Below are 22,238 nucleotides of genomic sequence, written 5' to 3'. Positions count from 1 at the left end.
TATTTATATGACTTAGATTACTACCTATGAGATATATTATTTTTTATATTGATAAACCGCTGCTTGTCTAATCATGGATAAATTACCTTTAAACCAGCGAGGACTTTCCGTAGTCATAACTGCAATAATAGAGGGTCCTTCTATGTTTTCTAATATATGATAATTGGGATTAGAATAAACAAAAGGGTAGCTTTCTGTGTTACTATCATCAATAAATTCTAAGTCTACAAGATAAAGATCATGTTTAAAGAATGAAGAATCAGTTGGATTATAAACATATCCCGCAGTACTTGTTAAATCTAGGTTGTTTTTTAAACTTGCTTGAAAGTTTTCCATCGCTTTATTCTGATTGAAAATAATCTTTCCATCAGCAAGAGCATCAGGTTCAACAGCCAAACCAGCATCATGGACTGCTATTTCTGTAGCGTTTTTCAGCTGCCTTGTGGCAGTTTTATCGGCATCTAAATTAAATTGTATTTGGGTAATTAATGCAAACAATAATACAAATATAATGGTTCTTAATGTAGTAGCCATTGATTACTCCTAGTTAACATATTCACTTAAGATTTTGGTGTGTTTGGTGATGGTACTTGGACCTTGATTGAAAATATCTAGAATAAAAATAAAAGTTCTAGGAACCTGTATACTTGCTTCCAAATATTCATTTCTAGGAGTTAAGGTCTGAGTAGCTGTTATATTTATTTTGGATTCATTAAATTTATAGTCTTCAACTAATGTTTGTTTCATATCATCTACAATACTTGGAGTAAAACTACCTTCTATTGATGCTTGCTTAGATCCTTCAGCTAGTACGACTTCTACAGCCTCTCGGTTAAGGCTATCTATATATGCAAGTATAGGAGCAAACATAATGTTTACAGCTATGAAAATCGTCATCCATTCAGCTAATGCTTTTGCCATATAAAAAAACCCCCTCTTTAAAGGGAAAGGAGCAAATTATTATAGATATAATAGTTGCTCCTTTCTCTGTATTATTTATTTTCCAGTGCCGCTAGGTAGGTTGGTCTGCATGTTTGTCACTTTTGTTCCATAAGCGCTAGTTTCGCTGTTAACTAGGTTGTAACCACCAATGAACAGAAATGCTGAAATTGTAATTACTGTGATAGCTATACCTAAGAAAGTTGATAATGTTTTATTCATGATAAAATTCCTCTTTTCAATAATTTATTTTTAGTTGGTGTTCGTTTTTTAACATTTCTTCATGTTTGGAGTTTTTGTCTGCTAATGCTCCAAAACTAATCCCAATGACTAATGACGTCATGATGACAGCAATTGCAGCTAACATCATAAAAACAGCTAATGACTTTGACATATTGTTTCCTCCTTTTAACTGCTGTCATAGGTATAAGTCGCTACATCATCAGATAGATCTTTCATCAGAAAATATAGCCCTCCGAAAACAAAGGTGCTAATTACAATTGCTGTTATGGCAATATACATATAGAAGGCAATGGATTTTTTCATTGGTGTCACCCCCTTAAAATTATAAGATTTTAACCTCTTGTCTGTTGTAGAATGACAGTTACCATTGTCACAACTAATACTAAGAAATTTAGTATGATTATAAAATGAGTAGCCTTTACAGGAATGTTTAATACATCATTTGTAATCTTTGTCTTTCGTCGGTAGTTTTCGATTTGATTTTTTACAAACATTTGATGCATACCTCTTAGTTGTTGCAAAGCTGTTTGTCTGTCCATTCCATCCAGGTTTTTTATTACACCAATTAATGCTGCTGATTCCTTGGAATCGATCTCTAACAAGAAATTGTCTAATGCTGTATCAGAGCCCAAATCACTTGTCCAAGTAGATAATAGTCTGGTTAAAGGTTGTTCAAGATATAAGAAATAAGGCTTCATACTTCGAAGAACGTTATAAGTATTAATCCTATTTACCGTCATCATCTCTATTTCATTAATTAGTAAGTCATAAAGCATAAATACTTCCGAGTGGACTTTGGCTTGCTGAAAATTAACTACTCGTTTCATGACAAAGTTAAATATAGAGAATGGAAAACTTGGTAATGAAAATAGAATCAATAAAAGAATGACAATGCCGCTTATATAAATGGTTTGAGTAATGGTTCCCTCTAGTAACATTGGGACTATTACATAGTAAAGAATAAGAAAACCATAAATACTTCCGATTAAAAGGTAATATCTAAATCCATTAAGGCCCAAAGGATATTGTGCTCTTCTCAGCTGGTCTTCGGCTTTAGAATGCTTTGTTCCTTCTATTAATCTAACTCGGCTTTTTTCAATACTGGATGATAATCGTATTCTATAATTTAAACGTTCTGCTTTTGTACTAAGTCCTGTGTAAACTAAAATGCCAGCTATGATAGATAAAGCAATGACAATTAGATATACAATTACATTCATCAATTTAAAGAGAATAATTTCATTATCCATCTAGCTACCTCCCATCGTTATAAATCATTCTTTGGACTCTTTAAGAAGATGGAGATAATGATGGAAAAAATGACACCTACGATACATAGACAGAAGAGAAACAAGTTCCATTTCCCTTCAAATTGCAAGGAGAACCAATCCTGAGCACCACTAGTATAGTAGCCTAAGATCAATGAACCAATGAATAACGGTGCAGTAATAAAACCGTCATAGATAGAGTCTTGCATTTGTGACTTTTCTTCTTCTAACATCTCTTCAGTATCTTCCATTTGTTTGGTTAAAACCATCAAGGCATTTGAAACTTTCTCGTTATATAGATAGGCTTTTAAAATAATACTGCCTAGACGTTTGGACCAGTTGGTATTTGCAGTATAAGTAAATATTTGTACACTTTCCTTCAATTCCTTTTCGCTTCGTGACACTTGCAAGTCTGATATTAAACGAATTGTTACTTTACGAAGTTCTTCGTTCTTAATCTGCTTTTGTGTTTCTGCTAAGGCGTAGTACATATCCTGTTGATGAGTACTATAGTTCTGGGTCAACCTTTGAACAATAGAAAGAAATTCTAAGCTCATAAGATAACGAATTTTATTTAACTTCAATCGTAAGAATATGTAAGGGATTGAAGATAGTAATAACCCAAAGATTACAGAGACTACCAAATCATGCAGTGCCATGAAAAAGAGTATGAACATGGTAAATCCTATAAGAACACTAAATAGGACAAATACTTGGGCATCTAACTCATTTCTTTTATCGCTTGTCGTACGAATGAGAAGCGAAACATGCTTGATTAAAGGATTATTGCTAACCTGACTTTCTTTTACATCTAAATTTTTTTTAATTCTTCGTATCCGATATTTGTAATTCCAATCACTATAGGTTATTTTGAGTGACTCCATCATAATTAAGTAAGCAACCCGTAATGAAATGACGAGCAAGATACCATAGAGAATGTATATAACACCAATATGCCAAATCCAATGTGTAATGTTAGCCATTGGATTCCTCCAACATGTCAGTTAGTAGCTGATCTTTAATTAGTTTGTAATCTGACAATGGTGATTTCTTCGCTTTTCTTGTTAAGTGATTTATTAATATTTTGGCATCTTCAAAACTCTCCGTAGCCATTAGGGAAAGTAGTTCTTTTGATAGATTAGCTGAATAATAATATTTCTTTGTTGCGGGACTATAGCGAATTAAATCTTGCGTTCGGTGTTTCCTGTTCTCTTCATCCCATATAACTTCCGTTACCCCTATAACTCTTTTGCGTTTTCTATCTCGTTCAGCACTCATTGTTACAATTATGTCTATATTTCTTGCAACTCGCTCTAATTCATTTTCAAAGTTTCTGTTTGGGAACTCGTCCAATATATGCCTGGTTATTTGGGGAACTACATTTTCTACTGTAGTTAAGTGATAAGTAGAGTAGGCGCCCCTTTCTCCACGTTCACAAGCTTGTAGATAACCCTCTGTCTCTAAAGAACGAATTTCCCCAACGACAATATAGTCATGTTCCATCCGTAATAAACGTGGGATAGCATGATGTAAGTCTCCCTCTTTTGCTTGAATTTCAAAGACAAGTCGATTCAATTCTTTGGATAAATTTAATTCAAAGTGTTTTTCTAATACGCCAATTACATAAGAAGGATCTCGTTCTTTAATCATGGTTTTCATGAATGTAGTTTTTGCTGAACGTACCCTTCCTGCAAAGATAGTATTTGCCATAACTCTCGATAAGGCCCGAAAGAAAGGTATATCATCTTCTAATATAGTTCCTAAGCGGGCTTGCTCTTCTAAACCAAAGTTTTTTACAACAAATCGGCGGAACATAATATAATTTTCTTTTCCTCTTGGCTTTTGAATCATCGTGATACGGCTGCCATCTTCTCTTTCAATCTCTAATTCAGGAGTTTGCTCATTGATAATTGCGTCTTTTATACGGATAGTAAAAGCTTTTTTCACTCTCTCTACTCGTTCGATGCTTTCGAATTCCTCATCCTGTTTTACAAAAGTACCATCAATATCAATCCAAAGTTGAGTTCCTCTAATTACCGCAGCTTCACTGTTCGGCATTTTATCCCACTTATGAAGAATGCTGACGCCCCATACTTCATGGAAAATAGCCTCTGATAAAGAACTATAAAAAGAAGGATAATCGGTCGAAGAGATATTCTCTTTATGAAGTACTTCATTAATTTTAGTAATAAAGTAAGACATTGCCTGTTGGTCTCCAATTACCGCTCTGTGTTGTCTCTCAAGCCAGATGTTGCTGTCATCTTCAGCAGAATCTCCAATTTCACGGGAACTTTTTTTATCAAGGCTTCCATCAATAACAATTTCCTGTAACTGATTTCTCACTTTTGTGCAGATATCCTTAAAGGAACGGTTTCTCGTATAGTCATTTATTCTGACTACTTGTTTTAATCCTTTTGTTGAAACAGTTTCAGCTAACCATTCTGATATACTAAACTCTTTTTCAATTCCGATTTCTTTTTCTAAGCTATTCAGTTTCACTCACTCCTTTCTAGTTAAAGATCGAAAATAAACCTTTCTTTTCTTTTAACTTATTGTGTGGAAGAAGGGACTCTGAAAGGTCACACTCCGCTATGATTACCTTAGATAAGAAATCGATTTCCTTAGAGTAGGCACTCTCCGTAAAGTCATATAATAATTTCCTTTGATAAGAGGCCATGGTTCCCAATTCCTTAACATCTGGTAAAGTCGATATTCTCTCCATGTTCAATTCTTCTTCTAGATCTTTTTCATTTATCAATGTATTAGCTGGTTGATATTTATTAATAATCAGCATAAATTCCTCTGCGCTTCCTCCGGCAGGTTCTATTAGCTGATGAAATACATAAGGGAAATATCCACGGTATCCTTTTACTTCCTGGTTAGTAACTAAGAACTTCAAACCACTAGATAGATAAGATTGAACGGTTGGAGCGGTATCAAAGTGTGTACCTGCATCGATTAAAATAACATCAAATAAGTTTTTTGCTACAGTTATGAGATGTTCAATTTCTTCTGGTTGGTACATTCTTTGCATCTTTATATCCCTATTACCTGCCAAGTGATAAAAAGAGTCATTATAATGGACTGCTTCTGACAATCTCTGGGCAGTTAAATTCTTTAGATTGAGGTCAACTTTTAAATCATTTAAGTACTGGCCTTCATAATGATAAAGATAGTCAGCAGGGTCCCAGCTATTTAAACTTAATACCAGCACCTTTTCATCTGTCTTCTGAGATAAGGAGCGAGCTAAGTTTAAAACTGTTGTGGTAACTCCAGCACCGCTATGTGTTCCGAAAAAGCTTATTACTCTTTTTGTGGATGATGTATCTTTCTCAAATAATCGAGCGATGATAGTATCTACCAGTTGCTCATCTGTGCTGTATTCATTAATGACCTGTATTTTTACAGCAGCGGCAATTGTTTTAATTCGTTTCGTTATAATTTCGCTTTTTAAAGCAACTGGTTTGAAAAAGATACCTTGATTTGGATACATTTCTCTAATGTGATTTAGCTCATCAAGTTGTACGATTTCACCATCTAAAAATACAGCATCGATATTTTTTTCAGAATGTAATGTTGAGCTTGCTAGCAGGGCAGTTATCCCCTCTTCTTTCTTTTCAAATAACTGTTTATAGGTTGAGTTTTCTGAAACAACAAGTATCTTCACGTTTTAGCCTCCAATATTAATAGGTGATATATAGCTTTGCACCTTTACCTAACACTTGGTCCATTAACTTCTTAAAATCATCATCATTTAGAATTACTTCTAGGTCACTAATCGTTGACGTAGCATTTAATCTTTGGTCTTCAGTAGTTTCCTCTGTAGTAGCAGAGACAACTTCTTTGTTACCTGAGTCTTTTACATAAACCACTTTTACGTCTTGTAGATAAGGAGTAGCACTAGTGGAAGCTGCTTCACTGTTTTTTGAACTTTTATTGGATGGTCCATCTTCCGTCATATTGGTTGAACCATCTTTATTCACTAGATAAATATCAACTGTATCTTTTCTTCTCAGTGAGCCTGGCTGAGCATAAATCATATCTTTCGTAATTGGGCGTATTGCTTCTCCCTCTTCTTTATTTGGAACAATTTCCTCGACATCAAGCATGTTTCCGGAAATCATGGAGTTACCTTCTATTAATTGACTAGAATCTATGCCGATTATAGAGTTGATATCTTTTGCTAATACTACATTGCTAATTAGGGTTTCTTTTGGTCTTCTTTCAGTAGTAATTTTATCTGCAGTAATCTTTTCGCTTTTTTGTATCTCTTCAGTGGCTTTCACTACAACTACTTCCACTGAATCAATTCGATCCCTTAGGAACATATCGTAGACAAAGATAAAAGCTATAGTACAAAGAGCTGTCATTAACCCAAGTGTAATCTTGACAGAGGGTTTATTTAAAAACTTCATTATTGTGTTTTACCTCCTGATTTGATTTTTGGATAGATATTTTTTTACTGAATATACTTCTTAAGAATCCACCTTTTGTTTTATTGTTCAATACTTCTTTAGGGAGAAGCATATCGGTTATAGGGGAAAACAGGGTTGATACTTTTGTTGAATAATCCTTTTGATCATTAAGGAAAACTCCCTGGTATTGTGATTGGAAAACATCCGAATCAGCAAAGGAAGGTAATGTTAAAATTAACTTATCAGATAGTAAATCCTTAATTAATGGGTTGTTGTTTATACCTTCTGTAAAACGATTACCGATGAAATGTAGCTTATCGGAATGTAAAATGGCTTTCAGTTGTTGATTCTCTTCTAGATGTTGTAAGAGAGGAACATCAGGAGTAACAACCATTAAAACAATATCTGCAATATCAATTAAGTCTTTTGTTATTTCCTTATCCCAACTAGTACCAATATCAATAATGTTAATTAAGGCATCACTGGAATATAAAACTTTTATAAATGTCTCCAGAGATATATCATGAGGAGCCTCATAATCTGATGTTGGATTTTGACAGATGATTTGAACACCATCTTTCGTCCAATCGGTCGTTTGGTTTGGTACTCTAAATTCCGTTATTAATTCTTGAAAGAGCCCTCTATAGTCGGGGGCGTATTGCGTCCCAAAGAAACGGTCATATGTATACGGGCTAGTTAGTGGGGATTCAATATAACTGACTGTTATGTCTGTCTTTGCAATGTTTCTTGCTAAAAGGTGTGAAACAAAAGAGCTGCCATTCCTTGCTGTTGGACTCCCAACTACAACTGTTTTTCGTTTAACTGGAACACCTATTACTTTTTCAGTGCTATTGTGAACGTGAATGTTATAATCCCGTTTAATTACATTCTTTTGAACAACCTTCTGAACAACTTTTTTCTCTACGACCTTTTGAACAACTTTCTTCTCAACAACCTTCTGGACAACCTTTTTTTCCACTACTTTAACTGGTCTAACTCGTTTCTCTTTTTTTTCCTTTTCTTTTTGTTTTTCTAATTCCATTCGCTCCTCTTCTTGTTTAGCAGCGAATAGAGGAATGGTTGTAGAAAGATATTTTTCTACCTGTGAAAATTTAGGTTGTTCGGAAAGTTGTTGGATAAACTGTTCTAAATCAATGGTATTTCGATTAAAGATATCCATTACACCGATACTAACTAACGTAGAAAGATAAGGATCCTTTGTCGGACGTTCACATAGGAAGACTATCCGCATGTGATTGTCGTATCGAATGCGACACTGTCTAATGTAGGTCAGCAATTCGTTATCTCTATCTTCCTGTTGTTCGTAGGAACTCTCTAAGTAGCGGTCATGGATAATTAAGATATCTGGTGTTTCAATATCTACAATTTCTTCTAAATACCGTCTGTGTAATACTTCTTGGTTGGATAAAATAAATTGATCTGTGTGCTTGTCAAAAGCATCGCATAAAATTTCTGTATAATTTCTATCGCCTACCGCTATAAGCACCTTTTTCATTTCTAAAAAGCTCCTTAAAACACAAAAACACCCGAACATAAAACCTACTACACGTATATGTAGTATGCTTTACATTCGGGTGTTTCCCGTTATAATATGATGTTTTTATCATTAAATTTAAAGTTATAGTCAATTAATATTATTCTCTAAGTTGCCTTAAAAGAGAATCACTAATTACTCCCTCATATTATCATTTGCTGTTAAAAGTTTCAAGTAGAAATTTATTAGAAATAATAGTAATTAGATTAATTACTATTATTTCTATTTCTATCCCTTAATTTAATATAATATTTATATTAAGTAAAAATCTGCAAAGGAGAATTAAATGAAAACATTGGATTGTTCAACAATAGAAAGTACACAGAATTCGTTAATTTCGTTGTTTAAGACAGATTTGGACGGATTAAATAAATTTCTTTTAGCATGCAATGAAAAAATTACATTTAATAATGGGATTAAAGATTGTAGTCTTACTTTTAATGACATTTTGACATATTTTCAATTAGATAATGAGGAAGTCCTACCTGATAGAATCACAATGTTCCATTTATCAAGTAGCGTTGATGATAGCTCTTTTAAAGAGCATGGACTGCTTAATTTAGAAAATGTTATTAAGAAAGGTTTATTAAATGAATTCTTCTTAAAAAATGGTATTAAAATTGTCTATAAAGAAGGTGTAGCACCTATAATTACTTACAAAAATAAAGACTACACTGATGAACATCTATTCTGGAGATTTAACCAAGATAAGTGCATTAACGGTTTTTTAATTCGAGAAATGGCCGAATGTAATTCTAATGTACAGCATTTAAAAAAATGTCCGGAGTTTATTCATGATCTAAGTCGACTGTTAACCAATCCAGATTTGGTATCTAATTGGATAAAAGAAAATAAACGAATCAAGTTGTCTTTATCAGTTGATTTCAAGGATCTTAATAACTATGATGCTGACATTTTAATTGTTGGAGCAGTTGAATATTTAGTTTTAAAAAGTAAAGAGTTATGGAGTTCAGGAGATAATTACATGGTTTACTTAGATGAAGATGTTAATATCTTACCATCCGATATTTTAAGAATAGAAGTACAAAAATAGTTCATATTCCCAAAGAAATTAGAGGCTTATTACGATAGGTATATAGATTGTTCATTTCACTCTTTATAGAATTAGGATAATTTGCTATGCTAGTTAAGCCATTTTAAATAAAGGGTGATTAATGTTGAGCGAAGAAAAGTACAATGGGTATGATACTTCAATTATTTATGACTACAAAGAATATCCAGACGTTAATAGCGGACGCTGCGACAACTGTGATAATGCTCAGTTTAAGAGTTCTGTTAAGAATTTCATTTTTATTCGTGAATGCCGTAAATGCGGAATGAAGAAGAGTATTTAATATTATATGGATTTTTAAAATTAATAAAAAAGCATGGGATTTATTATTCCCATGCTTTTTTATCTGCACAGCCACTTACTAATTTCATTGTAATTGCTATCCTAAACAAATAAATACTTTAGCTTAACTCTGCCTTGGTCCTCCACCCTACCTAAAACATCAGTGAATCTGTGCACCAGTGAACCACTTTCAGCTATTTTGATTAGGATACATTTTTTGTTTCTATTACTTTTAATAAGTTAGGGGGAGAGGGCTTAAGAGTGATTATTACTATCCTAAAATGATTTAAAAGTTCTAAACAAAAGCCTCACGCATATATTTTAGTAGTTCACTACACCACTATTATATAGGCCAAGGAGGTACCGTAATATGATTAGAGTAAATGTTCCTAACAAATCAAAAGCAGCTAAAACACGAAACTTAGGCGCTAAGAGATGTTGTCGTTTTTCCATATCAGTTACCTCTAACACAGAAAACAAACTAGATGCTCTTGCAATCTCTACAGGTTTTACTCGTTCTGAACTTTGTGATTATCTTTTACAGATATGTGTTAATAGTCCAGATTTAGTAAATAGTATTCAAGATAAGTTTAATAAAAATGAACGATACAGAGTTCATCCTAGGATAATTAATGATGGCGAGAAACAAGTTGTAATTTATTAAGGCTCAATTAAGTTAACTTCCTTTTTGGTGGCTGGGCGAACATCATTCCCTGTTTAACCCATTTTTTATCAAAGTCACTACACTGTTTGCACAATCCTAAACGGCTCGAAAAACTGCTTTTGTTGCGTACTCGGATTTGTTTATCACAATTTCTACATTTCATCTATGTTCAACTCCATAGTATTTTTTAATAATTATGGACTGATAGATTAACTTTCATACATAGGACTTGAGCTGAAAATTACATTACTATTACAATTCTTGGATTTATAGTAAGAGCACATTGCCCTGGAAGCAATGTGCTCTTACTATGTATAATATTCAGTTATATTTTAATAAGAAACGAAGTGAAGGAAGCCACTAATTGCGGTTCGTATAATTTACCTTTCAATTGATTTAGTTCATCTATTACTTTCTCAAATTCTAGAGACCTTTGATATATACGTCCATTTAACATTGTATCGTAAGAATCAATGATTCTTACGATTCTGGCTAAAAGTGGTATAGCATTTCCTCCTATAGCGTAATAACCACTCTTGTCGATATTTTCATGATGGAATAGAATGCTTGTTGCATAAGAATTGGGGAAATCTTCAGTTTCTAATAAGGTCTCATAGCCATATCTGGTATGTTTTTTAATTTCCTCATACTCTGATTCTGTAAGTTTTTCCTCTTTATTAAGGAGTTTAGAAGGAATTAGAAGCTTACCGCAATCATGGAGAGCTCCTAACTCAAACATATGATTTGTTTCCATACCAAGATATGCTGTGAATGCTTCTAGAAGCTTTCCTACTCTTACGGAATGTTCATAGGTAGCGGGGCAATGGGACTTTAAAGAATCTAATAATGTATCTACAGTGTATATTGTAGTTACAACCATATTGTCCTCCTTATATAGGTAAACGAATACGCTTTAAACCTTCTTTGCTTGGTTGGAAGAAAGAAGTGTTTAACCCCTCCTCCATAAATTCCTCTACGCAAAGAAGTATGTTAAAAGGATACGTATCTAATAATAGTTCTTTTTGAATTTGCTCAGCAATAGTAAGTGTAGATGTATAAAGGATAACCATCTGGACATTCTCAGGAAAGTCACTTACTGGTAAACTGTTATATTTTTCGTGAATATATTTCCAGTTTTCCAGTTTATCACGAAAATACCCTATGTAATTTTGATTCATTTGAGCACGATCAATCAGAAAATTAATGTTACCGTTTTGTGTCTTAATTTCCCCTACTCCGAGTGGGAATTTATATCGATGATTGTTCGCAATTCTTGCATTCCATTTCCACTTGCTCAGTACTTTTCTTTCAATAAGTTGGCAGCGTAGTTCATTCATTGCAACGTACCTTTTAATACCACCAATACCGTAGTTATCCCAACGGTTTGGGTCCATAAAGAACTGGTCATTGTAATAATGCTTAAGTAACTTAAAACCTGCAACCCCTAATGTAAATGGAGCGGGTGGTTTCACCTCTTCTTCTACATCCGTTCGTATTCTTACTTTCCATCTTTCCACTATTCCATTGGTTCGCAAACGGTCTAACCTTTTGGATGTATCTGAACGACTCAAGATTGGTGCCATATACCGACGTAGTTGATCTTCAGTGGCACAAATAGCATCTCCTAAAACCTTAATCAGGGTAAAGTCATGTTCGTCAATAATTTTTCTGTTTAAGAGTGTTATTGCACCCTCGATACCTGTATAAGGATAATACTTTTTGGGGAGTATCTTGCTACCTTTGAGAAGAGGATGGTCCCAAAAAGGAACCTCCCCATTTCTCGTAGTAAACATAGGGTATTCAATTTCTTGTTGTTCTTTTAATGATTCCATAGTGTTCATTACTCAAACAAGAAACTTGCTGGATCTTTTAATTTCTTTTTACCCCTTGGATATCCCGTAATAGTTACTCTTGCTTTACGATTCTTTTTATCCACGCTTCTTATAACGCAAGATACTATATCCCCTGGCACCGGCTCGTCTAAATAGTTTGGCTTAATTCCTTTAACCTCTAACCCCACGTCTAATTGAACAAAGATACCGTGGATTGGGCTTACTGCTGTTACTTTACCGGCTATTGTATTCATTTCCTTTAATGTATCTAACTTATTAAATGGATCTTCAATAGTAGCTCTTCTACTTACTTGAATTAAGGAGTTTTCTCTATCGAAGCGAAGTACTTTGACTTCTATTTCTTCCCCGCGGTCAAATAATGTTTCTACACTTCTGCTTCTATCCCAACTCCAGTCATTAGGAAGCATGTAGCAATCTGCTCCATTTACGCGTACAAAGATACGGCGTGTATTCGGGTTAAAGCCACGTACAATTCCTTTAAAAACAGTATTTTTTAGTTCTTGTGTTTCTTCTAACTCTGTTAATTGTTCCATGAAAGCAGCCTTTTTGATATTGTCTGCCTCACGTACGCTTACAATTGCAATTTTGTCATCGAGGTTTAAGTTAGTGATGATAAACTCCTGGATGCTTCCCGTAAATCCATTAAGGGATTTGTATTCATGTTCGGAAAACTCATTACTAGGGCAATAAGCATTAATGTTACCTTCAAGTTGAAATACTGCTACTTCCATTGATTTATCAACGTACTTACCATCTTCTAAAACTTTAGATGTTTTAGTTCCAACGGACGTAACTACCCCTTTAATGATTTCTCTGTTTCTTCGAATTCTTGCTAACTCCTCTAATTGTTGGTCGTTTGTCCATGATGCGAGTAATTCTGCCACTTCTGTTTCCTCCTATAGGTTATTTAATTAGTGAAAGTAAGCCAAAAAAAAACAACCCAAAACAAAAGTAGTGATAACTACTTAGTTTTGGGTTGTTCCCATTAGTATATTAGATTTTAATTTATTGGCTAACTCGTTTTATTAATAAAGAAATTTTAACCTAGTTTTCTATTTATTTCAATAGTGGATTTATAAGTCAAAAGGTTGGATAAAACCATCTAAAGGTGAACTGCTGTTTTTATCTTCCTTTTTCACTTGATTCACTTCTGTTTGGATTTCCTCGAATAGGGCCAGTTCCTCTTTTCCTAATTCGGATTTCTTTACTTCTTCGTTGTTCTTTATAGGTTTCTCCTCTACGCTCTTTTCATTAGAGAAGAATTTATTTAAATCAAATTCTTCAATCTCACCTGTGCTTCTGTTACTTTCAATAACGTTATCTGCTTTTTCCAAATTTGTCGATTCAACAATAGGAACGGTAGCAACAGCCACATTGCTCAATGGCTCTCGTCGTTCATTTGAATTATCATTTGAGATAAGCTCAACCCCACCGTCTAATTTCGAAATAATGGACTTATTAATCACATTTGATTTAAAAGTAGGTTTTTGTTCTGGTGCACCATTTGGATTAATGGGAAAGTGGATTTCATTTTCTGTTATCTTTTCTTCCGCTATCTGAATTATTTCAGGTGGTGCAACAGTAACCTCTTCTATCCCTTGTTGAATTAAATTCAAATCACTATCCTTAATCTTACTTCTCTCTTTTAACCAGATTTCTCCGTTTTCTGGTAATACCTTAACAATAGCTTCTTTAAACTCAGCTCTTGGTACAAAGTTAGCATCTATTTGACGTACCGGTACAGGATTATTATTCACCACTATTTTAATAGCTGCTTGGAACGCTTTTTGATATATAATATCGCTTGGAGAGAGGATAGCTTCCTTCTTCTTCTGATAACTGCTTCCAGTTCTAAGCACAGGTTGTTCCTGTAAAGGACTGACAGCTTGCTCATTCTTTCCTTCTTCAAATTTTTCATCTTCACCAAATATCTCGGAAAACAGCCTCGCGTCATATGAAGGTATGTCACCATAAACCATCTTATGTCGAAGGGTACCAAGCAACGTTTGCATATAAGTTTCTCCATATTTATCCGCTAGTTGGGTAATGGTTTGAGCAACAACTGTAACAATGGCTTTGTACTTACGGCTTTGTGCAGGGAACTCCTTAAAAGGTTGGAAGATATAATCAGGAAATTCATCTGCAATAATATGTGCAAATGTACTTGTATTCGGTTTACGACGGAAGACGGCATTCTGCAAACTAAGTAAGATGAGCTTACCTAGAATATTAGATAGTCCTGCAAGTTCCCCTTTTGCAGTATTAACTAAGAGGATTCCCCCTTTTTCCAAATGTTCATCAAATGAAAAGTTTGATTTTCCAAATAGTACTCTTCGGATAAGAATGTTGGCTCCAATGTCGTTTAACGTGTTGCGCAAACCCTTGACATATTCTCCTTGAGCGTCAACATATACATCTTGTCCTCTATATTCTCCATGAGCTACTTTTTCCGCTACCGCATTACCTGCAACTCGAAAAACTTTAGGAATATGGTTCATATCAAACCATTCATCAATTTGCTTCACGATTGCCCAATGGTTACGCTCATCCCGATTTTCAATTAAATCGAAGTCTGGCGGTATGGTGTCCTTTAACTCAAGGTGCATTTGTCTAACTAGTTGTGCGTTATCATACATTCTTAGTAATAGATCAAAAGTTACTTCTTTATTCGGATTATGAAGCTTCAATAAATAAATATAGTTCTTCAAATGGTTTCTTTCACTCTGTTTAAAGAAATCATTTCCTCCACCTTCTGCTAATCCTTCAATGACCATTGCGAAGGCTTCAGCAACTTGGTCAACAGGTCCTTGCATAGGATTAATGGAAGGAGTGTTCTCGTTAGTTGGGTCGATGTAAAAAACTGATTCTTCTGGAATTCCATGTGCTTGTACTAATTGATAAGCTTTTTGACATAAGTCATTAGAAGGCTCAATGATACTAATACTATTAAGGTACTTACCACGGACGTCCTCTGAATCATAATTCTCTAATTTAGATATCTTAGGATAGTCATTGATAAACTTAGTCATCCAATGAAGATCTTGATTAATTATTGGTAGTAGTAATGCTGCCGTTTTACCTGTACCGATGGAACCAATAATAATGTTATTAAGCGTTCTATCACGACCGGGTTGTATAATTAATTCTTTTGTTTCAGAATCTGGACCCAATACAACATCAGGCCATTGTTCGGTATCACCTTTCTTAAACCATTTCTGTAAGAATGAGTTCTTATATTCAAATTCATAAAAAGCGGTTTTAATATCCTCTGAGTATTGGGAATACTGCCCACCTAACCACATCAATATCATTCCAGTTACTACTGAAGGTGTAAATATTATGGTTATAAACAAAGTGTTTATATCACCTACAGCAACAGCAAACCAAATATTATCTACTTGAAGTTTTTCTATAAGGTTCCCTAGATACGGAATTAGCGTATTGTAGACAGGCATGGTAATCAACCACAGATAATAAAAGGTAATACCCAAAAACATGTTCCAAAACCATAACACTCTCCAAAGGGGTGTCTGGAACTTTTGGAATTTAGTACTTATTAGCCAACCAGCAATTAAAATGAGTGTTGATAATAAAAAGCCAATAAACCCTGACTTCAAACTACTACCGAATAGCACAAATGATGGAATACTACCTTGGAACTGACCTATCATAACAAAAAAGTAATTTATGATTGGCCGTAAGGATAAATATAAAGACAGTACCCCGATTATTGAAATGGAGATGGCGGGCAGTCTTGGATGAACCCTCCAGTTATTCAAGGACTCTCACCACCTTATTATTTGACGGACTATCAATTTTTTTATAATGCCAAACCTGTGTCTGTGAGAAAGAGATATGTTTGAAATCTTTAGGTAAAACATCATTCTGCATAGCAGCTGTGCTTAAATATAGAGCATATACCTGCTCGACTTCCCTCTTCATCCTTTTAGAAGAGATTAAGGTTTCTAAGTAGGATAGTCTATCAAATGCATTTACACTCCCCTCTTCTACAATATTAAATATGACATCTAACTTTTTATTGTTCAGATGATCCACCATTGCATGATGGCTATCTCCATATAGTTCATCAGGAACGTCGCTTAAATAAAACTCACTCGCTTCTATAGGTGATATTGTATAATCCACATCATCGTTTAACTGAACAGATAGCATAGCAAGTTCTAGTTCACTCTCTTTTTGACTTTGCGTTATTGGATAAATACCTTTTAGAATATTGCTAGCAATGCTTGGGGCTCTGTATGCAGAACAAACATAAAAGTCTAAGTTTTTAACCTTGTTCCCAACCTTATTACCAATTAGTTGTTTAATGTTAACTATCCGTATTTCACGATTAGCAGGATATTCAGTAGTGTAAGTTTCGGACTTATTATCAGCTACAACGAATAATATAAAATGATGCTCTTCTGGTCTTGTTGTTGCTAATTCCATATAACTATCTACTTTTTCTTTAATTTTACTTAGATTCTGATATCCGGTATCAAACTCAATATTAAGTATTTTTTTGTCAGTGGTTGCAATCTTCCAATCTGGAATAATAATGGTTTCCTTGTTTAACATGTTTTCTGACGAAGAATATGTTTTGTAATTAGGATGTGTAGATGTAATAGTAGATCTTTTATCTTTCATCTCAATGAGAGTATCAATCACGACATCTTGTATTCCAAAGTAGTGGCTTGGTTGTTTAATATTCTTTACGGTTACCTCTAATAATTCTTCATCATTTATTACTCCTTCATTTTGGAGTATTTGAAAACCGTACTTCCCAATTTTATAACAGGATACTACTGGCTTTCCTAAAGTACTAAGATATTCGAGAGAAACAATGTCATTAGAAAACCACCTTTTTAATTTAGATTTGATGGTGGATTCAGGAACGTTAAGAATATATCTTCCATAACGTTTTATTTGTTTAAGGGTTAAGATGCGATTTGTATAGATTAATTGCAGCAATTCTAAATCCTTGGAATTAATCCAGGCTCCTTTCTTTGTATGCTTTATTGAATACCAAACTTTGTGTTCATTATCCACTCTTTCCCACTCCTTTTTAACAAAAAAAGACCCTATCAAATAAGAAGCCGCGGTGCTACCTCTTCAATGATAGGGTCTTTCCCTTTGGATAAATTAAACTGAAAACAGTATAACATTGCAGAAAGATGGAAACAAGATTATACAAAATTACTTGCATAATTATTATAGTATATACAGGAATTGTAATTTTTTAAATAATACAGAAGTATATGTTCATTTGCTGAAAAGTTGGATGTTTTAGGGTAATGTTTCTGAAGGTAAAACACCCCTTTTTAAGATGGTTTAAAGGTATGAAGTATGGATTATTGATATCGGTCTATTACTTGGTATTATTAAATTTTACTCAGCACCCTAGAGTCCGCGGACCCTAGATGAACTTTTTTTAAGACTGGGGGTGCGATCTGGGGTCTTGACCTTCATTAATTTAGTAACTAGGTATGGATAAGTGCTTCATGTATGAATTACTGTATACTCATTCTTCTATATGTAGAATATTATTACTCTTTAATATTAAATGAATCTATTTGTAGTGAGTTTTTAACTTTTAGTAATCTACTTATAAAGTACTTGTGATTAATTGTTAGTATATATGTGGACTGAAAAAACAAAAATATAATTTAAAAAACCATTGCATACAAAATGTATGCGATGCAATATACCGTTAGTTGCTTTGTATGCAAATTGCATACTTTGGTATAATAACCTTTGACAAAAGTATGCGTTTTGCATACAATCAAATTATAAATCTAATATGTACCAATTTAGGAGGAGAATACATGGCAAGATTCGTATCTATCGACATAGGAAATGACGCGGTTAAAGGTTATTTAGGAGATATTGAGAATAAGATATACATACCAAACGTTATAGCTGATTTAAAAGATCGTGAAATTGTAGAAATGGAGAAGGAACCGCTTAACGCTTTACATGTTGAGATAACATCATCCGCACTTAAACAGAAGAATGGTTCATTTGCTGTAGGAAAGTTAGCTTCTAAGTATCCTAATAATGATGAATTAACACCTGAACAAGATAAATCAGAAAGTGATCAACCAGTTATATTGTTGTTAACAACATTAGCTTATGATGCAATAGGGAAATTCGAAGAAAAAGAAGATATTATAGAAGCTACATATTATCTATCTACTGGATTACCATTAGATGAAACTAAAAAAGGCAAAGCAAAAGAGTTCAGAAAAAAACTTAGATCAGCTCAACATGAAGTGAAGTTCCTTAAAACGCCTAACTTTGAAAATAAGACAGTCAGAATTAAATTTGAACAAGTCTTGGTAAACACTGAGGGGTTTGCAGCATATGTGGATTTAACAACTAATGATAATGGATCAACAAAAAATGAAGAAATATTAGGGAAAACAATATTAATAAATGATATTGGTGGTCTTTCAACTGATTCTGCAATTATTACGAAAGATGCTGAGGTTGATAACACTTATAGCGATGGTATTAAAAAAGGTGTTTCTACGTACTTAGATAACATAATCAGAAGAGTTTATTCAACACATAAATATACTATTAAAAGTAGACGTTCTCTAGTTGAAATAATCACTAATCAAGATCCAGAAGAGCAATATCATATTTGGGTAGATGGTAATAGAGTTTCAATTAAGGGAATTATTGATGATGAGTTGTCAATCTTGGCAAAAGAAGAATATAAGCTCATAAAAGAATTATGGAGAAATGTTCCGGATATTCGCCTGGCTTACCAAATCGGTGGAGGGTCAGTTGTATTAAAACCTTATGTGACAGAGATTAACCAAGCAGACAAAAACTACCCACTTCGTTTTGTTTCTGCTGAAGAAAGTGTTTGGATGATTGCTAGAGCATATTTCAAAATATTAATGATGTATGCAGATAGTAAAGGTATCTCTGTAAATGAAGCAGCTGCTGCAAGTGAGTGATAAGCCGTGGATTTCTATGAACCTGGTAAAACTATTTCTTTTCGATTGCCACAGAATACACCAAAAGCAGTTATTGAACACTTAAACAAACGCAAAGTTAAAATAGGAAGAAATTTCAGTAGAGAGATTGCTCCCCTCTTTGTAAATGCAATTGATGACGCTTTAAAGAAAAGTCAGACGGAAACGGTAAACATTCCCCTTCCATCTGACTTAACTAAAGACCAATTAGATTGGATTAATTCTAGCTATACTAAATCGCTACTAAGTCAATTAATATATCAAGTTATTAACAAACCTGGCACCCCTTTTGCTTTTGATGAAGGTATCCAAGCGATTGACAGTAAAGAAAATGTCGAAGTTCAACAAGAAACTACATCATTTAAAGTAAATTCTACAACAAGTAATTTTGTACAAAAAACCTTTTTGAATTTTGATGATGATGATTAATCCCCTTCACTTAGATGGGGATTTTTTTATAGTATCAAGTTTTCCACTGTCATTAATTGCAGTATTCGAGTAAAATAAAGATAAATTAAACTACATGTACCCTACAATAGTGTATTATTAGAGTTATTTGTAGGATACATGTATAGTGTAGGGTATAATTATTCTATAAAAGAAAACCATTTGTAGATGAATTGTAGAATAAATATAAAATACAAATAACAATTGTGAACTACAAATGAAAATTAGGCTATAAATGGTCTATATAAAAATGTTAATGGATTAAATTTGTAGAATACAATTGTTTTATAAATTCTATATATAGGACAAGAATTTTGTAATTGTAGATGTGATATAGAATACATATGGACAACAAATGACGATGAGGCGATTAACAAACAAGTGTTTTTGTGAAAATGTAGACTATATGTATTGTGTAATCTATATGTAGTCTACTTAGTTTGTTGTATTAATATTTATCAAAATATTAGTTTACATAATGTTGGAGGGTTGGTTATATGAATTACTGGAAGATTAGTGATTTCACAGAGCAAATTAAATTAGCCTTTGAAAATGAAAAGATCCACATGAATACTATAGATGGATGGTTCAAGGCTCTTGAAAGTAAAAGAATTCATTATATTATGCGTACAGAGGATACTAAAGAAAAAGTTTATGATGAATTAGACCTGAAAATTGCTATTTTTATTAAAAAGAGACGAGAAGATAAATGGTCATTAGCAGCAATTCATGAAGATTTAGGCAATCATTTTGAATTAAGGGGTTTTCCAACAAATGAAGTTGGACCAGTGGCATTTGATGGAGATTTAGAATCATTAAAAGAGCAATTAAGTGAAGAATTAAAAATAACATTTAATCAGATGGCTGCTACTCAGATAGAAGAAATCAAAAAGCATTATGACTCTATAATTGAGCAAATACCTAAATTGCCATCACCAGAAGAACAAAAAGAAACAAGATTTCAGGAAATGGTCGTAAGAAGAAGGGTAGAAGCCGCTTTAGAAAATGAAGCAATCGAATTGTGGTCCACAAAACCTGAAAGTGAGAGGTTAAAAAAAGTAGGACTGTTTAGAAAAGAAGAAGATTTTAATAAAAGATATGAATTCATTCGAAGTTATATTAATGAAAATTACGAAAAAAGACTAAAAAAGGAATTCGGTCTTTAATTCAATTGTTAATGTATAATTAATTTCTATAAAACACAGCAATTCAACTTAAACAAAATGAAGGAAAGGGGGATTTCTATTAATCGAGTTGGAGCAATTATGGTGTATACTTTATTATAAAAAACCTAAGTATAGTGGGTGTAAATAGCCACTTATATTTAGGTTTTTTAATTGCTTTGTTTTATATTTTGTTGTGAATGTTAGTGTAATTAATTACTGTAAAGATTACTAAACAATTAATATATACGAAATAAGGGGAAGTATACATTTACAATTAACCGCTTATTGCATAGTTCAATAAAAAGATGAAAAGAGTTTTGGGTTAGATTAAATTCGGTAGAAGCAAAACAATCATATCCGTGAAAATTAATGAATATGTAGACCATTAAAATTAAAGAAGGTATTTAAAAAGGTGAGCAAATGGATGAAAGAATACTATCTGTTTTTGAAAGATACTCTGAGGAAGCAATTATTGGTTCGGGTATTAATAAAGAACAACTTACAGAATTAGAAAGGATATTAAATGTTAAATTTCCTAAGAGTTATAAAGAATATCTATTAACTTTTGGTTATGGAGGAATATTTGGGAGATATATATTGGGACTGGAGGAACCACCTAATGATGGCTCAGTAATTGAAGCTACTGTTGATTACTTACATAAAGGACTTCCTATAGGATTTGTTGTAATAGAGGATGTACATGAATTTTTATATTGTATTAATACAAGCGAGGTAAATACAGATTTTGAATGTCCTGTTGTTTGCTATTTCCCGCATGGTCAACCTTTTAATAGAGTTGAGTATTCTTCATTTAAAGAATACCTAGAAGAACTAATTGAAGAAGGGATTGATAATTTTTAAATTATCGGATTTGTTAAAGGGTAATTTTGAATTTTATTATAGAACTAACGAGGGCATTCTTATTTATATTAAGAAACCTTTTGGTTTTTCATATAAGGGGCAGCATTCCTGGTATAGATGTATAGATGAAAAAGTGCTTATGGCAGAAACATGGCAGCATTCCTGTAATAAAATAAGCTAGCTTATGGTAGAAACAGGGCGGTTTAGTTTCATAAGCCTAGATGATATGATAAAAGAAATATTGGCAATATGGGGTTGATTCAAAATGGATAATTGGAGGAATATGGCGATTTGGTTTGAACAAATACCAGATGATCTTCAAGCTTACTTTAACTTGAAGGAAGATGAATTTGATACGATTCAGTTTGAAAACATTCAATATTTAACTCTTTGGCATCATAAAAAGAGTAAGTTAGGCAACTTTGTTGATATTCCAGAAAATCTGCTCTATCTAGAATTAAACTGGTCCAATATACAAGATTTCCAA

General features: G+C 33.3%; 23 protein-coding genes and 1 pseudogene. 8 read left to right on the top strand and 16 right to left on the bottom strand.

The features are described from left to right. Positions 1-36 precede the first annotated feature (36 nt). From MKX82_RS27475 to MKX82_RS27425, 11 genes are all read right to left on the bottom strand, one after another. Positions 37-534, bottom strand: a complete 498-nt coding sequence (locus MKX82_RS27475) for a peptidase M23 (protein ID WP_341081728.1) — start codon at positions 532-534, stop codon at positions 37-39. Between the two features lie 9 nt (positions 535-543). Beyond that, positions 544-921, bottom strand: coding sequence for a hypothetical protein (locus tag MKX82_RS27470; RefSeq protein ID WP_341081725.1), 378 nt, complete (start codon positions 919-921; stop codon positions 544-546). A gap of 75 nt (positions 922-996) precedes the next feature. After that, positions 997-1,161, bottom strand: coding sequence for a hypothetical protein (locus MKX82_RS27465; RefSeq protein WP_341081722.1), 165 nt, complete (start codon positions 1,159-1,161; stop codon positions 997-999). Positions 1,162-1,177: 16 nt separating this feature from the next. Then, complete coding sequence (locus MKX82_RS27460) at positions 1,178-1,333, bottom strand: hypothetical protein (protein WP_341081719.1); 156 nt, start codon at positions 1,331-1,333, stop codon at positions 1,178-1,180. 14 nt (positions 1,334-1,347) lie between these two features. Continuing rightward, a complete protein-coding gene (locus MKX82_RS27455) occupies positions 1,348-1,485 on the bottom strand; it encodes a hypothetical protein (protein ID WP_341081718.1) in 138 nt (45 codons plus the stop codon). Positions 1,486-1,514: 29 nt separating this feature from the next. Beyond that, positions 1,515-2,432: a hypothetical protein gene (locus MKX82_RS27450; RefSeq protein WP_341081716.1), complete on the bottom strand. Its 918-nt coding sequence runs from the start codon at positions 2,430-2,432 to the stop codon at positions 1,515-1,517. Between the two features lie 17 nt (positions 2,433-2,449). Continuing rightward, positions 2,450-3,433, bottom strand: a complete 984-nt coding sequence (locus MKX82_RS27445; protein WP_341081714.1) for a hypothetical protein — start codon at positions 3,431-3,433, stop codon at positions 2,450-2,452. Next, a complete protein-coding gene (locus MKX82_RS27440; protein ID WP_341081712.1) occupies positions 3,426-4,949 on the bottom strand; it encodes an ATPase, T2SS/T4P/T4SS family in 1,524 nt (507 codons plus the stop codon). Before MKX82_RS27440 ends, MKX82_RS27445 begins: the two co-directional genes overlap by 8 nt. A gap of 10 nt (positions 4,950-4,959) precedes the next feature. After that, positions 4,960-6,117: a ParA family protein gene (locus tag MKX82_RS27435; protein ID WP_341081711.1), complete on the bottom strand. Its 1,158-nt coding sequence runs from the start codon at positions 6,115-6,117 to the stop codon at positions 4,960-4,962. Between the two features lie 16 nt (positions 6,118-6,133). Continuing rightward, the gene (locus MKX82_RS27430) at positions 6,134-6,736 is read right to left on the bottom strand and encodes a hypothetical protein (RefSeq protein ID WP_341081709.1); all 603 of its coding nucleotides are present in this window, start codon (positions 6,734-6,736) and stop codon (positions 6,134-6,136) included. 112 nt (positions 6,737-6,848) lie between these two features. After that, positions 6,849-8,381 (bottom strand): hypothetical protein, encoded by a 1,533-nt coding sequence (locus MKX82_RS27425; RefSeq protein ID WP_341081708.1) that lies wholly within the window; start codon positions 8,379-8,381, stop codon positions 6,849-6,851. Positions 8,382-8,706: 325 nt separating this feature from the next. Here MKX82_RS27425 and MKX82_RS27420 point away from each other — a divergent pair, with 325 nt between their 5' ends. The 3 genes from MKX82_RS27420 to MKX82_RS27410 all read left to right on the top strand — a co-directional run bounded on the left by MKX82_RS27420 (position 8,707) and on the right by MKX82_RS27410 (position 10,438). Beyond that, a complete protein-coding gene (locus MKX82_RS27420; RefSeq protein ID WP_341081705.1) occupies positions 8,707-9,474 on the top strand; it encodes a hypothetical protein in 768 nt (255 codons plus the stop codon). Positions 9,475-9,595: 121 nt separating this feature from the next. After that, on the top strand, positions 9,596-9,775 hold the full coding sequence (locus tag MKX82_RS27415) for a hypothetical protein (RefSeq protein WP_341081703.1): 180 nt from the start codon (positions 9,596-9,598) through the stop codon (positions 9,773-9,775). Between the two features lie 369 nt (positions 9,776-10,144). Beyond that, a complete protein-coding gene (locus MKX82_RS27410; RefSeq protein ID WP_341081701.1) occupies positions 10,145-10,438 on the top strand; it encodes a hypothetical protein in 294 nt (97 codons plus the stop codon). A 325-nt stretch (positions 10,439-10,763) separates the two neighbouring features. Here the strand turns inward: MKX82_RS27410 and MKX82_RS27405 are convergent, their stop codons facing one another. The 5 genes from MKX82_RS27405 to MKX82_RS27385 form a co-directional block, all read right to left on the bottom strand. Continuing rightward, positions 10,764-11,318, bottom strand: coding sequence for an HD-GYP domain-containing protein (locus tag MKX82_RS27405; protein ID WP_341081699.1), 555 nt, complete (start codon positions 11,316-11,318; stop codon positions 10,764-10,766). A gap of 10 nt (positions 11,319-11,328) precedes the next feature. Continuing rightward, complete coding sequence (locus MKX82_RS27400; protein ID WP_341081697.1) at positions 11,329-12,279, bottom strand: replication-relaxation family protein; 951 nt, start codon at positions 12,277-12,279, stop codon at positions 11,329-11,331. Further along, positions 12,279-13,175 carry a S1 RNA-binding domain-containing protein gene (locus MKX82_RS27395; protein ID WP_341081695.1) on the bottom strand — a complete coding sequence of 299 codons (897 nt, stop codon included), beginning with the start codon at positions 13,173-13,175 and terminating at the stop codon, positions 12,279-12,281. The genes MKX82_RS27400 and MKX82_RS27395 overlap by 1 nt, the downstream gene beginning before the upstream one ends. Before the next feature lie 189 nt (positions 13,176-13,364). Next, a complete protein-coding gene (locus tag MKX82_RS27390; RefSeq protein ID WP_341081692.1) occupies positions 13,365-16,070 on the bottom strand; it encodes a type IV secretory system conjugative DNA transfer family protein in 2,706 nt (901 codons plus the stop codon). Next, positions 16,063-17,340, bottom strand: coding sequence for a replication-relaxation family protein (locus MKX82_RS27385; RefSeq protein ID WP_341081691.1), 1,278 nt, complete (start codon positions 17,338-17,340; stop codon positions 16,063-16,065). Before MKX82_RS27385 ends, MKX82_RS27390 begins: the two co-directional genes overlap by 8 nt. A gap of 776 nt (positions 17,341-18,116) precedes the next feature. Here MKX82_RS27385 and MKX82_RS27380 point away from each other — a divergent pair. From MKX82_RS27380 to MKX82_RS27360, 5 genes and pseudogenes are all read left to right on the top strand, one after another. Beyond that, complete coding sequence (locus tag MKX82_RS27380) at positions 18,117-19,259, top strand: ParM/StbA family protein (RefSeq protein WP_341081689.1); 1,143 nt, start codon at positions 18,117-18,119, stop codon at positions 19,257-19,259. A gap of 6 nt (positions 19,260-19,265) precedes the next feature. Further along, positions 19,266-19,706 (top strand): hypothetical protein, encoded by a 441-nt coding sequence (locus MKX82_RS27375; RefSeq protein ID WP_341081686.1) that lies wholly within the window; start codon positions 19,266-19,268, stop codon positions 19,704-19,706. Between the two features lie 515 nt (positions 19,707-20,221). Continuing rightward, entirely contained in the window at positions 20,222-20,890 is a 669-nt protein-coding gene (locus MKX82_RS27370) for a MerR family transcriptional regulator (protein ID WP_341081683.1), read from the top strand. A 420-nt stretch (positions 20,891-21,310) separates the two neighbouring features. Further along, positions 21,311-21,751, top strand: coding sequence for an SMI1/KNR4 family protein (locus MKX82_RS27365; protein ID WP_341081682.1), 441 nt, complete (start codon positions 21,311-21,313; stop codon positions 21,749-21,751). A 265-nt stretch (positions 21,752-22,016) separates the two neighbouring features. Further along, positions 22,017-22,238 (top strand): annotated as a pseudogene (locus MKX82_RS27360) (hypothetical protein); the annotation flags it as partial.

This window comes from Niallia sp. FSL R7-0271 (assembly GCF_038005785.1).
Taxonomy (GTDB): Bacteria; Bacillota; Bacilli; order Bacillales; family Cytobacillaceae; genus Niallia.
The sequence above is the reverse complement of the archived record's forward strand: the minus strand, read 5'-3'. Positions and strand labels throughout refer to the sequence as shown.

Excerpts from the sequence above, each read along its gene's own strand:
- MKX82_RS27365 (WP_341081682.1), top strand. The coding sequence starts at position 21,311 with ATGGATGAAAGAATACTATCTGTTTTTGAAAGATACTCTGAGGAAGCA.
- MKX82_RS27450 (WP_341081716.1), bottom strand. The coding sequence starts at position 2,432 with ATGGATAATGAAATTATTCTCTTTAAATTGATGAATGTAATTGTATAT.
- MKX82_RS27470 (WP_341081725.1), bottom strand. The coding sequence starts at position 921 with ATGGCAAAAGCATTAGCTGAATGGATGACGATTTTCATAGCTGTAAAC.
- MKX82_RS27460 (WP_341081719.1), bottom strand. The coding sequence starts at position 1,333 with ATGTCAAAGTCATTAGCTGTTTTTATGATGTTAGCTGCAATTGCTGTC.
- MKX82_RS27405 (WP_341081699.1), bottom strand. The coding sequence starts at position 11,318 with ATGGTTGTAACTACAATATACACTGTAGATACATTATTAGATTCTTTA.
- MKX82_RS27415 (WP_341081703.1), top strand. The coding sequence starts at position 9,596 with ATGTTGAGCGAAGAAAAGTACAATGGGTATGATACTTCAATTATTTAT.
- MKX82_RS27410 (WP_341081701.1), top strand. The coding sequence starts at position 10,145 with ATGATTAGAGTAAATGTTCCTAACAAATCAAAAGCAGCTAAAACACGA.
- MKX82_RS27425 (WP_341081708.1), bottom strand. The coding sequence starts at position 8,381 with ATGAAAAAGGTGCTTATAGCGGTAGGCGATAGAAATTATACAGAAATT.
- MKX82_RS27465 (WP_341081722.1), bottom strand. The coding sequence starts at position 1,161 with ATGAATAAAACATTATCAACTTTCTTAGGTATAGCTATCACAGTAATT.
- MKX82_RS27475 (WP_341081728.1), bottom strand. The coding sequence starts at position 534 with ATGGCTACTACATTAAGAACCATTATATTTGTATTATTGTTTGCATTA.
- MKX82_RS27400 (WP_341081697.1), bottom strand. The coding sequence starts at position 12,279 with ATGAACACTATGGAATCATTAAAAGAACAACAAGAAATTGAATACCCT.
- MKX82_RS27420 (WP_341081705.1), top strand. The coding sequence starts at position 8,707 with ATGAAAACATTGGATTGTTCAACAATAGAAAGTACACAGAATTCGTTA.
- MKX82_RS27455 (WP_341081718.1), bottom strand. The coding sequence starts at position 1,485 with ATGAAAAAATCCATTGCCTTCTATATGTATATTGCCATAACAGCAATT.
- MKX82_RS27380 (WP_341081689.1), top strand. The coding sequence starts at position 18,117 with ATGGCAAGATTCGTATCTATCGACATAGGAAATGACGCGGTTAAAGGT.
- MKX82_RS27370 (WP_341081683.1), top strand. The coding sequence starts at position 20,222 with ATGAATTACTGGAAGATTAGTGATTTCACAGAGCAAATTAAATTAGCC.
- MKX82_RS27445 (WP_341081714.1), bottom strand. The coding sequence starts at position 3,433 with ATGGCTAACATTACACATTGGATTTGGCATATTGGTGTTATATACATT.